14 protein-coding genes and 2 pseudogenes are annotated in these 21,006 nt (G+C 59.7%); 11 read left to right on the plus strand and 5 right to left on the minus strand.

All coding sequences use genetic code 11. The annotated features are described in order from the left end of the window. Nucleotide 1: 1 nt before the first annotated feature. Nucleotides 2–178, plus strand: a complete 177-nt coding sequence (locus tag G7066_RS15845) for a hypothetical protein (RefSeq protein WP_244303317.1) — start codon at nt 2–4, stop codon at nt 176–178. A gap of 12 nt (nt 179–190) precedes the next feature. On the opposite strand, the gene G7066_RS05665 is transcribed toward G7066_RS15845, so the two are convergent. The 3 genes from G7066_RS05665 to G7066_RS05675 form a co-directional block, all read right to left on the minus strand. Then, complete coding sequence (locus tag G7066_RS05665; protein WP_166329688.1) at nt 191–826, minus strand: GyrI-like domain-containing protein; 636 nt, start codon at nt 824–826, stop codon at nt 191–193. Beyond that, nucleotides 826–1,695, minus strand: a complete 870-nt coding sequence (locus G7066_RS05670; RefSeq protein WP_166329690.1) for a DNA alkylation repair protein — start codon at nt 1,693–1,695, stop codon at nt 826–828. Before G7066_RS05670 ends, G7066_RS05665 begins: the two co-directional genes overlap by 1 nt. A gap of 260 nt (nt 1,696–1,955) precedes the next feature. Then, nucleotides 1,956–2,405 (minus strand): YdeI/OmpD-associated family protein, encoded by a 450-nt coding sequence (locus G7066_RS05675; RefSeq protein WP_166329692.1) that lies wholly within the window; start codon nt 2,403–2,405, stop codon nt 1,956–1,958. Nucleotides 2,406–2,464: 59 nt separating this feature from the next. Between G7066_RS05675 and G7066_RS05680 the strand changes: the two genes are divergently transcribed. Together G7066_RS05680 and G7066_RS05685 are read left to right on the plus strand one after the other, a co-directional pair. After that, the gene (locus tag G7066_RS05680; RefSeq protein ID WP_166329694.1) at nt 2,465–3,112 is read left to right on the plus strand and encodes an SOS response-associated peptidase family protein; all 648 of its coding nucleotides are present in this window, start codon (nt 2,465–2,467) and stop codon (nt 3,110–3,112) included. Between the two features lie 46 nt (nt 3,113–3,158). Further along, nucleotides 3,159–4,584, plus strand: a pseudogene (locus tag G7066_RS05685) (M20/M25/M40 family metallo-hydrolase). An 80-nt stretch (nt 4,585–4,664) separates the two neighbouring features. On the opposite strand, the gene mscL reads toward G7066_RS05685, so the two are convergent. Together mscL and G7066_RS05695 are read right to left on the minus strand one after the other, a co-directional pair. Continuing rightward, entirely contained in the window at nt 4,665–5,051 is a 387-nt protein-coding gene (gene mscL, locus G7066_RS05690) for a large conductance mechanosensitive channel protein MscL (RefSeq protein WP_166329696.1), read from the minus strand. A gap of 35 nt (nt 5,052–5,086) precedes the next feature. Further along, nucleotides 5,087–6,037 (minus strand): DUF4190 domain-containing protein, encoded by a 951-nt coding sequence (locus tag G7066_RS05695; RefSeq protein ID WP_166329698.1) that lies wholly within the window; start codon nt 6,035–6,037, stop codon nt 5,087–5,089. 179 nt (nt 6,038–6,216) lie between these two features. On the opposite strand from G7066_RS05695, the gene guaB1 reads away from it, so the two are divergent. The 8 genes and pseudogenes from guaB1 to G7066_RS05735 all read left to right on the plus strand — a co-directional run bounded on the left by guaB1 (nt 6,217) and on the right by G7066_RS05735 (nt 20,955). Beyond that, nucleotides 6,217–7,698, plus strand: coding sequence for a GMP reductase (gene guaB1, locus G7066_RS05700; RefSeq protein WP_166329700.1), 1,482 nt, complete (start codon nt 6,217–6,219; stop codon nt 7,696–7,698). A gap of 54 nt (nt 7,699–7,752) precedes the next feature. After that, the gene (thrC, locus tag G7066_RS05705; RefSeq protein ID WP_166329702.1) at nt 7,753–9,177 is read left to right on the plus strand and encodes a threonine synthase; all 1,425 of its coding nucleotides are present in this window, start codon (nt 7,753–7,755) and stop codon (nt 9,175–9,177) included. 9 nt (nt 9,178–9,186) lie between these two features. Beyond that, nucleotides 9,187–10,355 (plus strand): annotated as a pseudogene (locus tag G7066_RS05710) (AI-2E family transporter). 106 nt (nt 10,356–10,461) lie between these two features. Next, nucleotides 10,462–11,820, plus strand: a complete 1,359-nt coding sequence (locus tag G7066_RS05715; RefSeq protein WP_166329704.1) for a hypothetical protein — start codon at nt 10,462–10,464, stop codon at nt 11,818–11,820. Between the two features lie 228 nt (nt 11,821–12,048). Beyond that, nucleotides 12,049–13,944: a right-handed parallel beta-helix repeat-containing protein gene (locus G7066_RS05720; RefSeq protein ID WP_166329705.1), complete on the plus strand. Its 1,896-nt coding sequence runs from the start codon at nt 12,049–12,051 to the stop codon at nt 13,942–13,944. A gap of 29 nt (nt 13,945–13,973) precedes the next feature. Then, entirely contained in the window at nt 13,974–14,507 is a 534-nt protein-coding gene (locus G7066_RS05725) for a hypothetical protein (protein WP_166329707.1), read from the plus strand. Nucleotides 14,508–14,524: 17 nt separating this feature from the next. Continuing rightward, on the plus strand, nt 14,525–17,560 hold the full coding sequence (locus tag G7066_RS05730) for a beta strand repeat-containing protein (RefSeq protein WP_166329709.1): 3,036 nt from the start codon (nt 14,525–14,527) through the stop codon (nt 17,558–17,560). 20 nt (nt 17,561–17,580) lie between these two features. Then, complete coding sequence (locus G7066_RS05735; RefSeq protein WP_166329711.1) at nt 17,581–20,955, plus strand: beta strand repeat-containing protein; 3,375 nt, start codon at nt 17,581–17,583, stop codon at nt 20,953–20,955. Nucleotides 20,956–21,006: the final 51 nt, after the last annotated feature.

Here is a 21,006-nt window from a genome sequence, read left to right on the forward strand (position 1 = left end):
CGTGGGCATCTGGATTCCGGGTATCGGATTCGCCGCAAACGTTGGTGTAATCGTTTACTTTGTGTGTGCTGCGGCCGCACACGTTCGCGCGAGATTCTTGAAACGAGAGTTTTGGATCAACTGCCTCGGCATGCTGCTGCTTTCGATACTCGCGTTTGTAATTTCGTATCTTGACTAGTGGAGGCTGCCCCTATGCCGCGGCCACCGGCTGGCGCAGGATTGTACGGAGCTTTTCGGGGGCAACTTTGCGGGGATCACCGAGATAGATCTCGTGGTGTTTGCCCGTCATGCGCAGACCGTTTTCGGGGATGAACTCGGTGTGTAACTGTTCAAGCAAGGGAGCCTCGTCGTCGTACGATCCGACGTGCAGCGTCTGCACGCAACGGCCCTCGGTGAACGCTTCTAAACGAACATCATCGAGACGCTCGGGGCGATCCTTCGCAGAGACCTGCTCGCGAACGGCCGCAAACATCGCTGCATCGATCCAGTCGGGCACCATGATCATCATCGTCCAGTCCCACTGTGACTTGTCACGCCCCAATGTAAACGAGTCCATATCGTCGGCCCACCACAACCCCTCGAGTGGCATCACCACGTAGTCGCGGCCCAGCTCACGCTTGCTCGCAAACTTCAGCTTGTAGGCGAGTGGGTAGAGCGCCGCCAGCGCGGCGGCATACTCGGGGTCGGTGTTTGGATCGCCGTGTCCATCGATCATGAGGAACTGCATCGCGGGTACCTCAAGCACCCGAAACTGCCCGCGCTTTGCGCGGTAGGCGTCTAGCTCCTTTTTGAAGTCAGTCTTCGACGCCTGGGTTGATGCCGCCATTACTTCTCCTCTGTTGTTGAATCTGCAACCGTAAACTCGACGCGCTCGTGCGGCACACCGTTCACCTGCAGTGCAAGTGCATAACTACCCGGGTAGTACTTGCGTGTTGTGATCGCTTTGAACGAGTGTCCCGTCTCCACCTGCGTGACCTCGCCCGGCTGCAGGGAGCGCTGGGTGATCTTGAACACCTTCGAGCGCTCACGACCGCGCGCGTCTGGGAATGACAGCACGTAGTCGATAACAAGATTTGCTGGTCCCTCACCCACGTTGGTGACCTCCGCCCCAAAACGCACCGCACCACCCGCAACAACCTCCGTGTCAGAAAGCAGAATCGGTGAGACTCGAACCCGCGCCGGCGGAAAACCGAGCAGCGCAAGCGCGCCCGCATCGCCGCGCTTTACGAGCGTGCGGAGCGCGTGCCGAGAAGTTCGTTCGACGTGGGTTCCACCCTGATCCCGCCACGCCTGCACCACCGACACGGTGAACTCGGGGTGAGCGCGACTGTGGTCGTTCAGGTGATTCGCGACGGATCGCCGCACGGATTCTTCGGGGTCGTCATAAAGCGCGTCGAGAATTGGCCGGGTCGGTGAGGGATCACTGACCAGCAGCGGCAACCGTTCGCCCCAGGGCAGCAGCGGTCGACTGCCCTCGGAGGCCAGTCTTCGCACGTGCCAGTTGGGATCGTTTGTCCACTCGCGCATGTGCCCAAGCCCACGCTCAAGATCGTGCAGCAGCAGCGGGCGAATCGCAAACTCCGAGGTCATTTGTGGAGTGAGCTCACGCATGAGGTCCATACCGTTGTCGAACGCGGCTGCCGATCCCGCGTCAACCGCACTCCATGAGGCGGCGAGACCCACCGGCCACAGCACCCACCCTCGAACTCTTCGTTGCGCAGCGCAGAGCGCACCACACGCGAGAGATGATCTCGGTCGCCCCCGACATCGTTCAGGATCGCTCGTGCAACGGCTCGTGCTCGCTCGCTGAGCGTCAGCGATTCAAGTTGGGCACCCGCTGCCCGAGTCGCGACAAAAGCGCTATCGGTATCAGCGATCTCCAGCATTTCAGAGAGCCGTGTGATGCTGCGCTCTCCGAGTAGCTCGTCTGTCATCGACACAGCTGTATCCTGCCTTTACTTAAGAGATGCGCGAATCATCGCGACAGCGGATTCAATGCGGCGTAGTCGTGTTTCGGACTTCTTGGCGTCTTCGACCGCCCGAACATGCTCTTTGCGATGTGTGTAAGGGAGCGCATCAAACGCCGAGCGCACGTTTGGGTCAGCGTCCAGCGCAGCCGCAAGATCTGCGGGCACCTCGACCTCTCGCGGTGCGTCGTCAAGCGTGATGACGGCCGCGATCTTGTCACCAGTGTCAACGCCCAGCTCGGACCTGGCAGCTTTCGACAGCCCGATGAGGTTTTTGCCGCCCATAACCCCCAAACGCAGCCGAGCAGTTTTCTCGCCAATTGTCACGGTTACGGCCGCTCGTTTGCCGCCACCGAGTGCCACGACCTGCTCGTCACTCAGCTCAATCGCGGTTGCCGGCCCGTGTGGCTCAAGGGTGGTCTGAATCTGAATGCCCATGCAAAACATGCTACTCGGCACCCCCGACAAAGCTGGAGCGCACGGCGTAGGCTTGCCGCATGTGCGCGAGTTATGGACTTGGCGGAGGACCTCACGAGCTCGGCCTCACCTTTGATCTGCCGCCAATGCACGAACCGGAGAGCCGAGAACTCATCGCTCAGTGGGCGCGAGAAAATCACAGCAAAGCCTCCATCACGGGCCGTCACGCGAGAAACCTCAACCCGCTGATTCACGAGGGGTACGGTGAGCGCACGGTCGAGCTTGGTTGGTGGTGGCTCCATATTGGATCGGAGCCAGCCCCCTTTAGTGCCTTCAACTCACGCGACGACAATCTGCTCGCGAAGTGGCGCGACCCTCTGCAGCGTCGCGCGATCCTGCCCGCCCACTGGTACATCGAGAAGGGGCGCACGTTCGCGATGCCCGACGACGAGTTATTCGGAATTGCCGCGATCGTGACCCCGGTTTCGCAGCCGGATGGCAAGAAGCTCATGACCTACTCGATGGTGACGAGAGCATCACTCGCCCGCGCCGCCGACGTTCACCCGCGCATGCCACTGCTGTTGCCGCGGGAGGCGCACGACACCTGGCTGGATCCGGCCCGACCGGGGGACAGGTCACTTGTGACCGAGGCTGTTCGTGCATCGGATGATTTTGCCGCCGAGGTCGTCATCATTTCTGACCCCGATGCCGGGGCGACGCTAGGCTAAATGAGACGCCCGAGTCTGGGCAAAACACGCGAATGGAGATGCAGCAATGAGTCAACAGGTCGAACCAGATGCGATCGAAACGGCGGTTCGTGGTCAGGTCGTAGCGCAGTTTGAGCGGACGGTTGAAGATCTCTGCGCGCTCGTGAGAATTCCGTCCGTTTCTTGGCCCGCATTCGATCAGGCTCACGTGGCGCAGAGCGCAAAAGCTATCGCCGAGATGCTGCGCGAGATTGACATCTTTGACGTCGTGGACGTGCGCCAGGCGCCGATCGAGGGGCAACAGAACGAAGCTGATCCTGAGCTTGGTCACCCCGCAGTTATCGCGCGTCGTGAGGCTCGGAACGGTCGCCCCACCGTGCTGCTCTACGCACACCACGACGTGCAGCCTCCCGGCAAAGATGAAGACTGGCAAACTCCACCCTTCGAACCGACGCTTCGTGATGGCAGGCTGTACGGACGAGGCGCGGCCGACGACAAGGCGGGGTCATGTCCCATGTTGGTGCGATCCGGTCCCTGGCAGAATCGCTCACCGCCCTCGGCGAGGATCTGGATCTCGGCATCGCGCTTTTTATTGAGGGCGAAGAAGAATGGGCGTCGCAGTCCTTCGGCAACTTTCTGCGCGAAAACCGAGAACTGCTGGCGGCAGACGCGATTATCGTTGCTGACTCGGGCAACTGGGACCTGAATACCCCGGCACTGACCGTTGCGCTGCGTGGAGCAGTTGCTTTTAACCTAAAGATTGAGACGCTCGATCGTGCTTCACACTCTGGCATGTTCGGGGGAGCGGTGCCCGACGCGATGCTCGCGACCGTGCGACTTCTCGACACGATGTGGGACGCCAACGGTGCAGTTGCGGTCGAGGGATTGCGCGATGCAGATCTCACGGTTCCCAATTACAGTGAGGCGCGTCTGCGAGAAGAAACCGGGCTGCTCGAAGGCGTCTCGCCGATCGGCACGGGCGAAATCCTGTCGAGGATCTGGGCGAAGCCCTCAATCTCGATTACCGGCATTGATGCACCAGACATCGCGAACGCTTCGAACACCCTGATCCCGAGTACCCGCGTGCGCATCAGCGCGAGGATTGCCCCGGGACAGGAACCCGCCGAAGCATTTGAGGCGTTTAAGCGTCACCTGCAAGCCCGTGCCCCGTTCGGCGCAAAACTCACGTTTGAAGACGGTGACTTTGGTCAGGCCTTCCAAGTTGATACCTCGGGCTGGGCTGTCGCGGAGGTTCGTCAAGCGATGGCTGACGCTTGGGAACGTGAGCCGGTCGACATTAGTGTTGGCGGATCCATTCCGTTCATCGCGGAACTGGTTGAGGAATTCCCGAAGCAGAGATCCTGGTTACGGGTGTCGAAGATCCCGATGGGCGGGCGCACAGCCCGAATGAGTCACTTCACATGGAGACGTTCCGCAAATCATTGCTCACGGAGGCGCTGTTTCTAGCGCGGTTGAACCAGCGCACCAGCTGAGCGGGCAAGCCTCAGTAAACGACAAAGAGTCGCAGGATCTATGGGGTAGATCCTGCGACTCTTTATGTATCGGGAAGTTACTACTTGTTTGTGTCGGCCTGAGCTCGCAGTAGATCGCGGATCTCGGTGAGGAGTTGCTGTTCTGTCGGCACGGCAGGCTCTTCTGCAGCCGGCTTGCGAAGCCTGTTCATTGGCATAACAAACACGAAGTAGACCACCGCGGCGACGATCGCGAAGTTGATGATTGCTCCGACGAGCGCACCAAACGCAATCTCGCCGCCGCCAGGCAACCCCACGATCATCGCGCCGTCGAGCGAGTCAGCCTTAAAGAACATTCCAATAATCGGATTGATCAGTGCGTCGACTACCTTCTGGACGACCGTGTTGAACGCGGCACCGATAACCACGGCGACGGCCAAATCGATCACGTTCCCGCGAAGCAGAAACTCCTTGAACCCCTTAAACACGTGTTCTCCCTCACATCATGCTGCGTGGGTTCATGTTACAGGCAGGCCATCGTGTCGTCGAAGACTGCGGAAGAGAACTCCTTGAGGATTGCCTCGAAATCTGCGCCTTGTGCGGACGTCGGGTCCGTCACGAAGCTGTAGTACTTCTTGTAAACCTCTTGGTTAGGGCTCTTTACTTCTGCCAAAGCACCAAAAGCTGCCTTAATTTCTTCGGTTGCCTCTAGGCCCGATGAAGAGACCGTGGAAATTTTGTCGAGTGCTGCGCAGAATTCAGGAGAGCGATCGTCGCTAGCGGAGGAACTGCTGCTCGAATCGTCAGAGGAATCGCTGGACGACGAGTCGTCACCGAGGCTCGGCAGATCTTCGGTAGCCGAGTTGAGCTCTTCTGATGACTTCTGCAGGTCGTCTGACAGCTTGTTCAGACTGTCGCTGGCGGTGTTGAGGATCACGAGCGAGAAAATGAGCACTGCGCCGGACGCGAGAATTGCAACCCCGCCGGTGATCAGACCGGTGATCGACATTCCCTTGGACTGAGCCTTCTTGAGAGCGAGGACGCCGAGCACTACGGCCGCGATGCCGCCGAGGATGCCAACAAAGGGAATCAAGAACAGTACGAGGCTGGCAATACCAACGATGAGTGCGGAGATAGCAAGACCCTTGGTCTGCGTGGGTTGAGGCACTCCCTGGTAGCCGGGGTATCCACCGGGTACTCCGGGGGGAGTCGGCGGCTGCGCTGCGCCGGGGTAGGCTCCTGGCGGCGTGGCTTGAGGGGGCTGAACAGTCATCGCTGGCTGAGTGGGCTGGAACGGCTGCGTCGGCTGCTGAGGCGGGGCCGGTGGGAACTGCTCAGCCGAAGGGAACTCCTGGGTTGGTTGTGCGGGGGCTGCTGGCTGCTGCGGCTGAGCTGGCTGACCAGGAGCGACAGGCTGCTCGGGAACAGCTGGCTGTTCCGGGTTCAAGCCATCAGGTGTGTTTGGATCCGACATGAGCTGCTTCCGTTCAAAATAAAGGGGCTGCACTGAGTCACACGATGTCCCCAGCAAATTCCATTGTACAGAGCACCCACGGATGATACTATTCGCGCGATTACGTTGACTGATCGGGTGCATATACATTGCGTAGATACTGAGCGCCGCAGGCATAGTGGTCGCGGTAGCGTAGAGGCATGGATTTTATTGGGGCCATGCCCACCGTTGACCTCACGTACTCCGATGTTTTTCTCGTGCCGCGACGCTCAGAAGTGCGCAGTCGACTCGATGTAACGCTTTCACCAGGCGACGGTACGAACGCGACGTTGCCGCTCGTTGCCTCAAACATGAATTCGGTGACGGGGCCCCGACTCGCTGCTGTGCTTGCTCGGCGAGGCGGGATCGCGGTTCTGCCGCAGGACATGACCATCGCTGACATGGAACGGGCGATTCGCTGGGTAAAGGATCAGCCGGTCGCGTTCGACACTCCGCTCGTGCTCGCTTCGACCGCGACGGCCGCTGAAGCGTTACGTCTCGTTCCGCGTGCAGAAGGCCAGAGCGTAGTTGTCGCGGATCGCCCTGTGTCGGGGGAGAAGCTTGACGCGCGGGCGGTGAAAGGAGTGCTGCCAGCGACTCGCCTCGCCTCGGTGCCCGATGACGCTCGGCTTGGAGACCTGCTGCACGGTGCGCCCTCACTGATCGAGGCATCAGACCTCACAGATCCTCGCACCGCCTTTGACCTTGTTGTTACGGCTACGAGTGATGAGTCGCACGGGGCAGAGTCAGTGTGTGTTGTTGAGAACGGTGAGCTGGTGGGGGTGCTGTCACGGCGCTCTGCGCTGCGTCGCACCATTTACTCTCCCGCGCTTGACGCTGACGGGCGACTCGTCGTGGCGGCCGCTGTGGGCATCAACGGTGACGCCGCTGCAAAGGCTCGTGCACTCGCCGCTGCCGGTGCAAACGCGCTGGTTGTTGACACAGCGCACGGACATCAGGGAGGCATGCTGCGCGCTCTGGGAGCGGTGGCAGAGCTCTCGCTTGGTCTGCCGATTGTTGCGGGCAACATTGTGACTGCTGATGGTGTGCGGGATCTGGTGGCTGCGGGAGCGTCGATTCTGAAGGTGGGCGTTGGGCCCGGCGCCATGTGCACCACCCGCATGATGACGGCCGTGGGGCGCCCGCAGTTCTCCGCCGTGCTCGAAACCGCGCAGGCCGCTCGAGAACTCGGAGCGCACGTGTGGGCCGATGGTGGAGTGCGGTACCCGCGTGATGTGGCCCTAGCGCTCGCCGCGGGTGCATCTTCGGTGATGATCGGATCGTGGTTCGCGGGAACCGCGGAATCGCCGGGTGAACTGCGCACCGACGTTGACGGCCGTCAGTTCAAAGAGTCTTGGGGCATGGCGTCCACGAAAGCCGTGCAGGGACGCTTTGGCGGACTCGATGTGTACGAACGAGCGCGCAAAGAACTGTTTGCCGAGGGGATTTCTTCGTCCAAGATCTATCTTGACCCCCAGCGCCCCAGCGTAGAGGACCTGGTCGACATGATCACGTCGGGCCTGCGATCCTCGTTTACCTATGCCGGAGCAGACAGCCTGCAGGAGTTTCACCTGCGTGCACACGTGGGCTTGCAGTCGGCTGCGGGTTACGAAGAAGGTAAGGCGTTGCCAGTGAGCTGGTAGCGCACCCCCGTAGACTGGACCAGCGACCATTCGGCACAAACTCGAGGAGCCAACTTGAAGTACATCTCGACCCGCGGCGGCATGGATGCTGCAACGTATAGCGCGATCCTGCTCGAGGGACTCGCAACAGACGGCGGGCTGGTGGTGCCCGAGGTGATGCCGCGGCTCGAAGCCGGGCAGATTGAGCGGCTGCGTGGTTTGGGCTATGCCGAACTCGCAACTGAGATCTTGGGGTTGTTTGCAACCGATATCCCTCGTGAAGACCTCGCTGAGATGTGCCGTGTAACCTACAGTCGCGACAACTTCGCGAGTGAAGATGTGGTGCCGCTGACCGCGATCAGTGACGAAATCTCTCTCGTAGGGCTTTCTGAGGGGCCGACGCTCGCGTTTAAAGACATGGCGATGCAGTTTTTGGGGCAGTCGCTCGAATATGTGCTTGCTCGCAGCAATCGCACGCTGAATATCGTCGGTGCGACCTCCGGTGATACCGGATCGGCAGCCGAGTACGCACTTCGCGGAAAGCAGGGTGTTGCCGTCTTCATGCTGTCGCCCCAGGGTCGCATGAGCGACTTCCAGCGCGCGCAGATGTACTCGTTGTTTGACGACAACATTCACAACGTCGCAGTTGAAGGGGTCTTTGATGACTGCCAGAACCTGATGAAGGCACTCTTTGAAGACCTGGATTTTAAACGCGCGCACCATCTCGGGGCCGTAAACTCCGTCAATCTTGGCCGTATCAGTGCGCAGATTGTTTACTACTTCTGGGCCTGGCTGCGGCAGACCGACGGTGTCGCTGCTGCTGACCGCGCAACAACCGAGGTGTCCTTTACGATCCCGTCCGGCAACTTCGGCAACATCTTGTCGGGCCACTTTGCGCGTGCAATGGGGTTGCCGATTCGGCGCCTCGTGCTCGCCGCGAATGAGAACAACGTGCTCGACGAGTTTTTCCGCACTGGCATCTACACACCCCGTGGAGGCGCTGATACCTTTGCAACCTCGAGTCCGTCGATGGATGTCTCAAAGGCCTCAAACCTTGAGCGCTTTGTATATGACCTGCTCGGGCGAGATTCCGACAGGCTGAGCGCGGCCTGGCGCGAACTCGCAGAGACTGGTCGCATCGACCTCCGGTCCGAGCTGCCTCGGTTTGTTGACGAGTTTGGTATTCAGAGTGGCACAAGCACTCACGCCGACCGGGTTTCGACGATCAGCTCCGTGTTTGAGCAGAGCGGCGTTTTGATTGATCCGCACACCGCAGACGGTGTCAAGGTTGCTCGGGAACATCTCGAACCAGGGGTGCCGATGCTGGTTCTCGAGACCGCAAAACCTGAGAAGTTCCCGGAGATCGTGTTTGAAGCGACCGGTGAGCGCATCGGTGTTCCGCAGCGGCTCGAAGGGTTGCTCGAGCTGCCGCAGCGCGTCATCAAGATGGCAAATGACGAGCAAAAACTGCGCAAGTTCGTTGCAGAGCACGCCGTGTAGCCTGAGGGCATGACAATGAAGCGAAGGCTGCGGTGGGGGCAACAGCGTGGGGGCTTGGCGCACGCGCCCTCGGTCGAAGCCGAACGTGGGCTCGTGGTGCAAACCGAACCCAGCAAGACCCAGCGTATCTGGGGTGAGGGGTTTGGGATACTCGCGACTCGCGCGCTGCAGATCATCATCGTGCTGGTGCTCACCGGGGCGATCATGTGGGGCATGCACATGCTCACCACGGTTGTTATCCCGATCCTGCTTGCTCTGATCTTCGCGAGTACCTTCTCGCCGGCGATGCGCTGGTTGCGATCCCACGGGGTCGCGGACGCACTAGCGACGGTGATGGTGCTGCTCGGGATCGTGTTGATCCTCGCCGGCATCGGCTGGTTGATTGTTTGGGCTGTGCAAGATCAATGGGACGACCTCTCTTCGCAGGCCCAGGACGGCTTCGCGCAGGTGCTTGACTGGGTGAAGACGCTGCCGTTTGCGCCAGATTCTGCTCAGATTGCTCAGTGGCGCGACTCTGTGATTGATTTTCTGACCAGTTCTCAGTTTGGTTCGGGGCACTTGCGGGGGTGGGGGCGGTTACAAACTTTGTGACCGGGTTCGTACTGATGGTCGTTGTGCTGTTTTTCTTCTTAAAAGACGGACCGCGCATCTGGCGGTTTGTGCTTCGCCCGTTTAGCGGAGAAGGATTGGCTCGCGCCCGTCGTGCCGGTGACAAGACCGTAGCTACACTCGGCTCCTATGTTCGCGGCACAGCAGCTGTCGCGGCCGTTGACGCGATTGGAATCGGGATCGGCCTGCTCATCTTGCAGGTTCCGCTCGCGCTGCCGCTCGCGGTTCTTGTGTTTGTGCTCGCTTTCATTCCGTTGGTTGGCGCGACGGTCGCGGGAATCCTCGCAGCGCTGGTTGCACTCGTTGCCAACGGGCCGCTCAGCGCGGTGCTGGTGGTTGGTGTGGTGATTCTTGTGAATCAACTGGAGGGAAATTTTCTGCAACCGGTGTTGATGGGGCGCACTTTAAAGCTGCACGCACTGGTTATTTTGTTGGCCTTGACAATTGGAACCGTGACCGGGGGCATTCTCGGAGCCGTGCTCGCCGTTCCGATTGCCGCTGTAGCCTGGGGAATTATCCAGGTCTGGGACGGGCCGGGTCTTCCAGCGAAGTGGGCGAGGGAACGCTAGAAAAACATTTCCCCGCGCGGTGCCCCCGTTGCAGTACTGTGAGAAAAACACCGGGCTGCTCTGGGGAGAAGGCCGGACCTGACTGCTCTTGAGAAAGGAGCTGGCCATGGGGGATATCGAGTCAGCAGGGGAACTGCAGGCGCGCCTGGAACAGGTTGAGCGTGAAAATGAAGAGCTGCGGGGTCGTCTCAAAGGCCAACCTATGGGTGCTGTCACTGTTAAGCCTGTTGCGAAGAAGCGCGGTCGATCAGTGTTTGCGGTTATCTTGATTGTGATCGGTGCGATACTCGCTCCGGTTGCGACGGTAGGTGCGCGGGCTAACACGCTGCTGACCGACACGGACCAGTTTGTTGCGACCTTTGGTCCGCTCGCGAAAGACCCTGCCGTGCAGAAGCTCGTCACCGACGAAACGGTGACGCTGATCAAAGAGCAGGTTGATATTCCTGCCCTGACCGGATCACTCATTGACGGCATCGCTGACTTGGGTGCGCCACCAAGGGCGGTGGCTGCTGCCAAAGCGCTGAAAGGGCCATTGAACGCCGGGCTCTCCAGTCTGGTCGATACAACGGTGTCCAACGTCGTTTCTTCTGACGCCTTCGCGAGTACCTGGGACGAGGCGTTGCGTTTGACTCACTCCCAGTTGCTGAAGACGCTGCAAGGAGACCAAAACGCGGCACTCGCGATCGCCGGTGACGGTTCACTCAACCTGCAGCTTGCTCCCGTGCTTGAGAGCCTGAAGAAGGCGCTCGTGGCGCAGGGCATTGACTTTGCAGCTCAGATTCCTGCGGTCGATATGCAGATTCCCATCGCAAAAGATGTGTCGCTCACGTCGGTGCAGCTCTCGTACGGTGTCGCTACCGCGCTGGGGCAATGGCTGCAGTGGGTGTCTTTGGGGCTGCTAGCCCTTGGAGTGCTCGTTGCCCCGAGGCGGCGGCGCGCGTTGATGGGGGCCGCCACCGCACTCGCAATCACCACGGCGCTGCTGCTTATCGGTTTTGCGGTCGCCCGATCCGTGCTGCCTATCGTGACCCCGCTGCCCAATGACGCGGTTGAGGCTGTCTTCGCAGCCGTCACGGACCCGATTGTGCACACCGCTATGGCCGTCATCACCGTCGCTGTGTTGTTGGTGATTGTCGGTTGGTGCACCGGGCCCGCGAACCTGCCGACTCGGCTTCGTGCGCTGTTCGGCGCGGGAACGGCGCGACTGAGAGAAATTAGTGACCGTTACGGCGTTGACACGGGTGCATTCGGGTTCTGGTGCGAACGCTGGCATCGAGTGTTGCGGGTTATTGTTGCGGTTGGGGCAGGCACGCTTGTGCTGCTGATACGGCCACTTACGACGGGGCTTGTTGTATGGACGCTCGTCGGTGCGCTCGTATTGTTGCTTCTTAGCGATCTGCTTCGGCGGCCGAATACTGCAGAACCAGAGAATGACCTAGAAGCTGGGGCCGACATCACTGCCTAGAGCAGATTTGTCTCACTTCTACGCGCCAAGCCGGTGAAAGCGGTGCGGAGAGAACGGACGCTCCCGCAGCACACCTGAGTTTTGATTGCAAGGGTGTAACTTATCTTTTTTTCTGAGGGCAAACTGCGACAAAATGAACCTTAGCTTAGGAAAGCAATTTATAACTTTGGAGGACGTCGGTCGATGCGTTTAAGGACGAGAAAAGGGACCAGAAAAGTCCGGGGAGGGGTGCAATCCGCGCACTACTTCGGGGGACGTCGATTTGTTGCTGGTCTGACCGTGTTGTTGCTCTCGTTTTCGGGCCTCGGAACTTTCACAATTGCTTACCCAGCGGAGGCAAAGGCAGAAGCGCTCGACAACGGTTTCAGCCAGACCTTCTACGTGAATGATGCTCGTGATATCGCGGATGTAAGTCCGGGTGATGGGGTGTGCGCGACCAGATTCTCTGCGGGTAGCCCCGCTGCTCCAACTTGCACGTTGTATGCGGCCATTCAAGAGGCGAACGCGCGCCCCGTTGGCGAAAGCATCTTGATCGCTCCTGCACCCCAAATACGTCAAGTCGATGGGAGCTACGCGCCCAGCGCCGAGATCGATCTCAACTGGAATACCACCAACAATCCGACTCCGCAGGTGACCGAGATGTCGCTCAGCATGGTGGCCGATTCGGGAATCAGTGGCGTTATCGACGCCGACTACTATTCTCGTTACTGGGTCAAACACAACAACGTCACGCTCGACTTTCAGAATCGACTCGGCTGGAAAATTGCGACCGACTCGGGTTACAACGTGCTGCTTTTCACCGGAAAAGATCAGACATTTCGAAACTTTACAAAGCTGACGAGCGCCGAGGCCGGCATCTATGTCGGCGCGACCGCCGAGAACTTCTCGCTTCTGAACGGTGCCATTATTAATCCGGCGACGAGCCCTGCACTGCCTTCAAACTATGCCATCGAACGTAGCGTTGTTATTGTCGAGGGCGCCAAAAACACGGTCATTCAGAACATTGCGTTTGAGCGTGCGTACTGGGATGCGGTGTTGCTTGCACCAGCCAGCAACACTTCGCTTGCGATTGACGGTCTCACAATCGACCGCAGCCGTTGGGACCAGCCTGTCAACGGGGGCGGCTACGACCCCGTCTACAACTTTTTTGTGCGTAACTGGAGCTCGGCGGTTTCGGGAAACAATATTCTGATCACCAATAACTCTGTCAGAGCTTGGGGAGCTGACGGCGGCAACAGCAACGTCATCTCACTCGTGAACGGCACGTGGAATAACGTCATGATCCGCGGCAATACCTTCACTGCCACCGTAAACCAGAGTGTAAATCCAATCATTGTTAACGGCGTTGGGGCGACTACCACAACGGTTCGGGACAACACGTTCGCTTACGCTGGTCCTGGAAACCGTGGAAGCACCGTGGACTATGCGTGGGTACGTAGCTACGCCAATACCAACGGGATGCAGATCTTTAACAACCGTTTTGTCGGCGGAAATAACACTGTGCAGATCGCCAATCAGGCGACGACTCCCGCATCAACAACTGTGCCAACCTTCCGCAACACAATGACGGGAGTCGCTGGCACTGTAACGTCTGCTAATGAAAACACGCTCGTTACAAACGCCAACATCTATAACAACTCGAACGGGCTTATTCGAACGACATATCCAACGCTTGCCAGGGTCATCGACGTCCCCGCCCAGAGCTGCCAGATCGACCTTACGATCGCTCCGCCAGGCACGGGAGGAAACGCGATCCCAACCCAGGCAATTTATGTTGATGTGTACCTTGGGCGAACTACAGCGAGCGGCGGTGACAACGTTGGCCTTGAGCAATACCTGGGCAGGATCAGCACCACTCAGGCTGCGCTTCCGGCCGTCTTTAGTCTGCCCTACACCGGAGCGGGCGCGGGAAATGTGGTTCGTTTGCAGACCACCGAGGCCGCTACCGGACGAACATCGCAGTACTCCCGAACCGTTGCGGCTACGGGTGCAGACACGTGTGCGCCGCAGTCCTGGATCAAACAGGGGGTTGGTTCAGCGAAGCTGAAAGCATTTCTTCAACGCAAGAGGATCCCACTTCGTTCCGTAAGGTTCAGTTTGATATTCAAACTTCGGAGCCTTTAGGCGCTGACGGCCTTACCGCTTCCGATATTGTGTTCTCGGGCACGGCTCCAGGGCAGCAGGTCGTTTCGCTCACCCAGGTGTCGAGCACCAGTTGGTCATTGGTAACAAAAGCCAATGGGACCGGCACGATTGTGCCCTCTGTTGCTGCGGGAGCCATCAACGATGTCAGCGGTAATGCCAGCATTGCCGAGTCGAACTCAACAACTGCACCGATCAACTTTGCGGGGTATAGCGATGCCTCCCAATCGCAGGGCATCGCAGGGCCCGACGTCGACCACTCGGTTACCTACAACTCTCCGCTGCAAATCACTCAGCCAACCCCTCTCAACCTAGAGGTCGCTGAGCCGGGGGCCCAGAGTCAGACGTTCCGGGTGGAAAACCTCACGGCAAACGGGAACGGACAGGTCGAGAAAGCGCCATCCGCCACGGTGTTCCTCAACCAGGTGTGGTCCGATCTGGTTCCCGATTCGAGCCTGCCAACACCGGTGCCTCCGCAGGGGCAGCAAGTATCGCAAAAGCGCTCCCAACTCATCCAAATCTCAGCACCACTCAGCCCACACTAGACACCATTGACCTGTACGTGGATGTACCGGTTCAAGCGATCGACAATCTAACCGTTGACGGCACCAGGGCCGCGACTCTCGACCTTGAGGTCACTTCCGCCGATCCCGAGTTTGACGGTCTGCTTCTGAGCCCAGTTCAAGTCTCTGTGACCGACAACGACCAACCCATTGCCGAAACCTCTGTACTGGCCGTTGCCCAGAATGGTCAGCTTGCGAACGGCAGCGCATTAAACGCTCTGACCGCAAGTGTGAAAAACGCTGACGGTGCTCTGGTGGGCAACGCCCCGGTTGAGTTTACGATCCCGACGAACACCGTATGGGTCGGACCCGACGGCATCCCGTCGACCCCCGACGACGTTGTCGGTGGAGACGGTGTAACCGTGAGTATTGTCACGGCTGCCTCTGGGATTGCCGAACTGAAGCTCTTTTCAACTCAGGTGGGCACCTACGATGTGGCGGCGACGGTGAACGCTGGTGCAGCGGTTTCAGGATCTCCACAAAGCATCAACTTTGTCCGAGTGCCAGTGAACATCGTTTCGCCCGACACAAATTACACGGTCAGTGGCGGCAACGTCGTGGCAAACGGAACCTCCACCCACTCGATCACCGTGAATCTGCGTGACGGCTCCGGTAACCCTGCAACTGGGTGGGCGGGATCACTCTCGGCAATCTCAACTCCATCTGCGGGTGTGGCTGTCGGAGAGTTCGCACCAACGGCTACTCCCGGTGAGTATTCCGCGACGGTCACCTCTACGAGCAGCGGAACCAAATCGATAACGGTCTCGCTCACGGATGATGCCTCGGCGCGTCATCCCATTAGCCTGCTTGTTGGCGGAAACTCTGATGCAGTTTTTGTGGCTGGTCCCCCGGTGCTGACCGACGGAAAGTCTTCGGTCAGCATTGATGACAGTAACAGTCGTCTCGCTGACGGCATCGCGTTCCACCGCATAACAGTTGTGCTGGCGGATGCAAACAACAATGCCGTGACCGGAGCTGCAGCGAGGCTTTCGTCGAGCGTCGCAGACAATGGCAACGGTGCGGTTGTTGCAACTGCGTTCTCGGAGACCGCGGTGCCCGGCACATACCAGACGCTGGTGCGGTCAACCGAAGCCGGCCCCCAAGCTCTCACCGTCGTCTACGATGGCACCCTTACTATCGGCACCGTCAACGCCAACTTTGCCGCGGGTGCGGTCGACCTTGGGAATGCGGGAAGCCGATTCACGGTATCGTCGGGTGGCCAGCCCGTTGCTTCCGGACAACACACGATTACCGTTACTCTCGCGGATGCCAACGGCAACCCCGTCTCAAACCAATCATCGTCACTGAACTCGGTTATTAGCGGGTCGCTTGGCGCAGGTGTTGCTTCAGGGTTTGTGGAAACTGCTACGCCAGGAACCTACACCGCGACAGTCACCTCAACGATTTCCGGCACCAAAGGGGTTGCGGTTCGTCTGGGAGTCGCCGCCGTCACCCTCGGCGGAAACGGTTCGGCGGTCTTTACCGCCGGAGATGTTGACCTCGGGAACTCGTCATCGACCTTCACAGTTTCCGGCGGAGACGTTTCCGTTGAAGGTGGTGAACACGGCGTCACGGTGAGGCTCGCCGATGAGTTCGGCAACCCAGTGAGCGGGCGCGCCGCAGACTTGAACGCAACCACGGGAGACAGCCTCGGCAGCGGTTCCATTGCAGATTTTGAAGAAACCGGACCGGCAGGAACCTACACCGCAAAGGTCACCTCCACGGCTTCGGGCAACAAAACGATCGCGGCTACACTGGGCGGCGACCCCATCACGCTTGGCGGGAACAACGTTGCATCATTTGTTGCTGGAGGCGTGGACACGGACAGCATTGGCACACGCTACACAGTGTCGAGCGGTGACGAAACAGCTGGCACAGGATCGCACACCGTGACCGTTACGCTCGCTGATGCGAACGGTAACCCTGTCTCGAACGAGGCCGACGGTATCCTCTCGACAACACTCGACGATCTTGGTGCAGGATCGATCTCAACCTTCACGGAAACAACCACGCCGGGAACCTATACGGGCACCATTACCTCGACAGTCACCGGTGACAAAGCCATTACAACGGTGTTTGGAGCTGCCAAACTTACCGTGTTGCTTGACGGAAATGATACGGCCACCTTTATTCCGGCAGCTGTCGACCTCGGTAACGGGCTGAGCGGATACTTCGTGTCTCCCGGATCGCAGCCCGTTGGCACGGGACAGCACACGGTGACTGTCAGACTCGCAGACGGTCTCAACAATCCAGTTTCCGGCCTGGCAACGCAACTGCTCGTCACGACGAACGACGCGCTCGGCACGGGTGGGGTTTCGGCCGTGACCGAAACTGCGGTTCCCGGAACTTACGAAGCGACGGTGACGTCGAGCACTGCCGGGATGAAGAGCTTCGTGGTAACCCTCGGCGGAGACACCGTGAACCTGACCGGCAATGGGATTGCGACGTTTGCCTCCGGCGGGGTCGACCTCACCAATCCGTCCAGCACCTACTCGGTGTCGGGCGGGGATGCTCCTGTGTCGGGCGGATCACACTCGATCACGGTCTCACTCGTGGACTCCTACGGAAACCCGGTGGCCGCGCAGGCGGCGCTTCTCGACGCGGCCACACCCGACAACCTGGGGAGCGGCTCCATCGGGGCGTTTGTGGCGACCGGACCGGGGACTTACGCGGCGACGGTGACATCGTCAGTTTCGGGTGACAAAACCATCGGTGTCACGCTCAACAGCAGCGGTGTAACACTCAGCGGCAACGGTGTTGCCCGGTTTGTTGCTGGTGGAGCTGACCCGACGAACGACAACACACGCTTCAGCGTTTCAACCGGCAGCCAAGTTGTGGGCAGTGGATCTCACACGATCACGGTCAGATTGGCGGACGCTGATGGCAACCCTGTTCCAGGCCAGGCCGCAGGACTCGCTGGCAGTTCCTCCTCGGCACTCGGGTCTGGAACCGTCTCCGACTTTACCGAGAGTGTAACGACCCCGGGAACCTACACCGCGACCATTACCTCGACGCTGTCGGGGCCAAAGCGGTGACCGTTCACTTTGGTGCAAACATGCTGCTTGTTGATGGCAACGGTTCAGCCCTGTTCGCAGCAGGTGGGGTGGATACGGCCAACGCGAACACGGGATACAGCGTCTCGAGTGGCCAGGTTTCCGTTGCGGGAGGAACCCACTCCGTTACTGTGAATCTGGCCGACCAGTTTGGTAATGCGATTACCGGACAGGGGTTCCTGCTGAACGCGACAAGCGGTGGCCCCCTCGGAACCGGAGTGATTACAGCGTTTGCTGAGAGCTCAACTCCGGGAATGTATTCGGCCACCGTCACCTCGTCTAACGCTGGGGTGAAGCCCATAAGCGCGACCTGGGATGGCAACGACCTCACACTGCGGGGCAACGGCACGGCAGCCTTTGTCGCAGGCGGAGTCGACACCGGTAACTCAGGAACAAGGTACGAAGTTTCCTCGGGAAGCCAGCCAGTCGGTACCGGAATACACACCGTAACGGTGACCCTGGCCGATGCGGACGGCAATCCGGTTTCGGGCCAGGCCGCAGGGTTGAACGCAACCACCACCGGTGATTTTGGCTCAGGTGGTGTCTCCAACTTTGTTGAGACGGGCACTCCGGGCACCTACCTTGCCCAGGTAACCTCTACGGTGGCCGGTGGAAAAACGATCACTGTGACCTTCGGAGGATCCGCAATAACAACTGTGTCGAACAACGTCGCTTCGTTTGCAGCCGAAGGCGTGGACCCGACAAACCCAGCAACCGGTTTTTCGGTGAGCGCGGGTAACGCGTCAGTTGTTGGTGGCTCCCACACCGTGACCGTAACCTTGGCGGATCAGTTTGGCAATCCGGTTGAGGACCTGGCCGCAGACCTTGACGCTGCGAGCGCTGCGAGCCTTGGCACGGGCTTCGTGAGCGGCTTTGTTCCAACCGCCACTCCAGGCAGCTACTCCGCATCTATCACGTCGAGCATTTCCGGAGCGAAGCAAATCACCGCGACTCTCCTGGGTTCCCCCTTGACGGCGCTCGGCAACGACCAAGCCACATTCGTTTCCGGGGCTGTTGATCCTGCCAACGACGCAACCCGTTACTCCGTATCGACCGGATCGCAGACTGTCGGAACTGGAGAACACACGGTCACTGTGACACTCGCGGATGAGCTCGATAATCCAGTGACTGGGCAGGCTGACACTCTCTTAGCTTCAACCACCGATGATCTCGGTGACGGCGAGATCGGTGTTTTCACTGAAACCTCGACACCAGGTACCTACGCGGCTCCGGTTACCTCGACGGTGTCGGGAGACAAAACGATCTCTGTGATGGCGGATGGCGCAGCCATCACCCTTGAAGGGAACGGTGTTGCAGAGTTTGCCGCGGGAGCCCCCGATCTGACAAACGACGGGACGGCGTACTCTGTTTCCACGGGAACGCAGACGGTTGTCTCTGGTGAGCACACGGTGACCATCACTCTCACTGACGAGTTTGGAAACCCCGTTCCGGGGCGGGCTGCCCAAATTGTGCCGACCACAACGGACGACCTCGGCAGCGGCGAGATCTCGGAGGTCACCGAGACCTCAACCCCCGGCACTTACACGGCCACTGTGACTTCTTCGGTCGCGGGTGCAAAGAGCATTACCGTAGAGGTCGCGTCTCAGGCTGTCACGCTGAACGGAAACGGCACAGCCTCGTTCGAAGCGGGAGTCGTCGACCCCGGTAACGATGCAACGGGCTTTGTTGTGACCACGGGGCCGCAGACCGTCAGCACCGGAACCCACACGGTGACCGTAACACTCGCTGACGCCGAGGGTAATGCAGTCGCGGGCCAAGCGGGATCGCTTCTTGCTTCCACGGCGGATGGCCTAGGAACCGGTGCAGTGTCTGACTTTGTCGAGACCGTCACCCCGGGAACCTACACGGCGACAGTGACCTCGACACTGTCGGGTGGCAAAACTATTGCGGTCGCAGTGGGCGGAGCGGGTCTTACCGCGAGTGGAAACAGCATCGCCCTGTTCGCCGCGGGCAGTGTTGACCCCGTAAACGCGGGCACGAGCTACTCGGTGACGAGTGGCCCACAAACCGTGGGCTCAGGTGAACACACGATCACGGTTCTTCTCGCGGACTCGTTTGGCAACCCCGTACCGGGGCAAGCTGCCAGCCTACAGGCGACGACGGCCGATGGCCTTGGAAGCGGCGAGGTCGGGTCCTTCTCCGAGACCGGAACTCTGGGAACCTACACAGCGACGGTTACATCGACACTCGCGGGTGCAAAGACCCTGACCGCTAGTGTCAACAGCACAGCGATCCAGCCAGGCGGCAACACCGTGGCCACATTTGTGGCGGCCGACGTGGATCTCGCGAATGGCGGATCGGCTTTCTCCGTGTCAGCGGGAGACGTGTCCGTTGCAGGCGGATCCCACTCGGTCACCGTGACACTGGCTGATGAATTTGGTAACCCAGTGTCGGGACGGGCTGCGGCACTCGCTGCCTCCACCGCGGATAATGTTGGAAGCGGCGGGATCATCTCGTTCTCAGAATCCGGTGGCACAGCAGGAACCTATACCGCCACAATTACTTCGAGTGTGGCGGGCGACAAAACGATCACCGTTGTGTTTGGCGGCGATGCCGTGAGCGCCGATGGCAACACAATCGCAAGGTTTGTTGCCGGTGGTGTTGATCCTGAGAACGCGGGAACACACTATTCGGTCTCGACCGGAGACGAAGTTGTGAGCACCGGTCAGCACACGGTGACGGTCACGCTTGCCGACGCCGACGGAAACCCGGTTTCTGGTCAGGCTGGTGGGGTTGAAGCAACGACGGACGACAACCTAGGCGCAGGATCGATCTCACCGTTTACCGAAACTTCAACCGCTGGCACCTACACAGCGACCGTTACATCCACTATCTCGGGAGGCAAGACGATCGCTGTTACCTTCGGCGCCTCTGAGTTGGCCGCTGACGGCAACTCGACCGCCTCGTTTGTGGCAGGTGAGGTGAGCCTCGGCAACCCGGGAACGGCCTATTCTGTGTCAGGCGGGGCACAAACTGTAGGAGCCGGTTCGCACACCGTCACGGTGACACTCGCAGACGCGTTTGGCAATCCCGTTGGCGGCCAGAGCTCTCTGCTGACTCCAGCAACCGCCGCAAGCCTAGGCGGAGGGACCCTGACGGGTCTTGTAGAGACCGGCACTGCGGGAACCTACACAGCCACTGTGACTTCGACGCTGAGCGGAACGAAGCCCATCACCGTGGAGTTCGACGGTTCACCGATTGCCCCCGCTGGCAACAGCCTGGCCCTCTTTGTCGCTGCGGGTGTTGACCTTGAAGCCAGCGGTAGCGGTTTTGTCGTCTCTACGGGTGACGCTTCGATTGAAGGCGGTTCGCACTCCGTTACGGTGACGCTTCATGATGAGTTCGGCAACCCGTAAGCGGTCTCGCAGCAGACCTGAACGCCACTACTTCCCAGGAGCTGGGAAGCG

The sequence above is a fragment of the Leucobacter coleopterorum genome (assembly GCF_011382985.1).
Lineage (GTDB): Bacteria > Actinomycetota > Actinomycetes > Actinomycetales > Microbacteriaceae > Leucobacter > Leucobacter coleopterorum.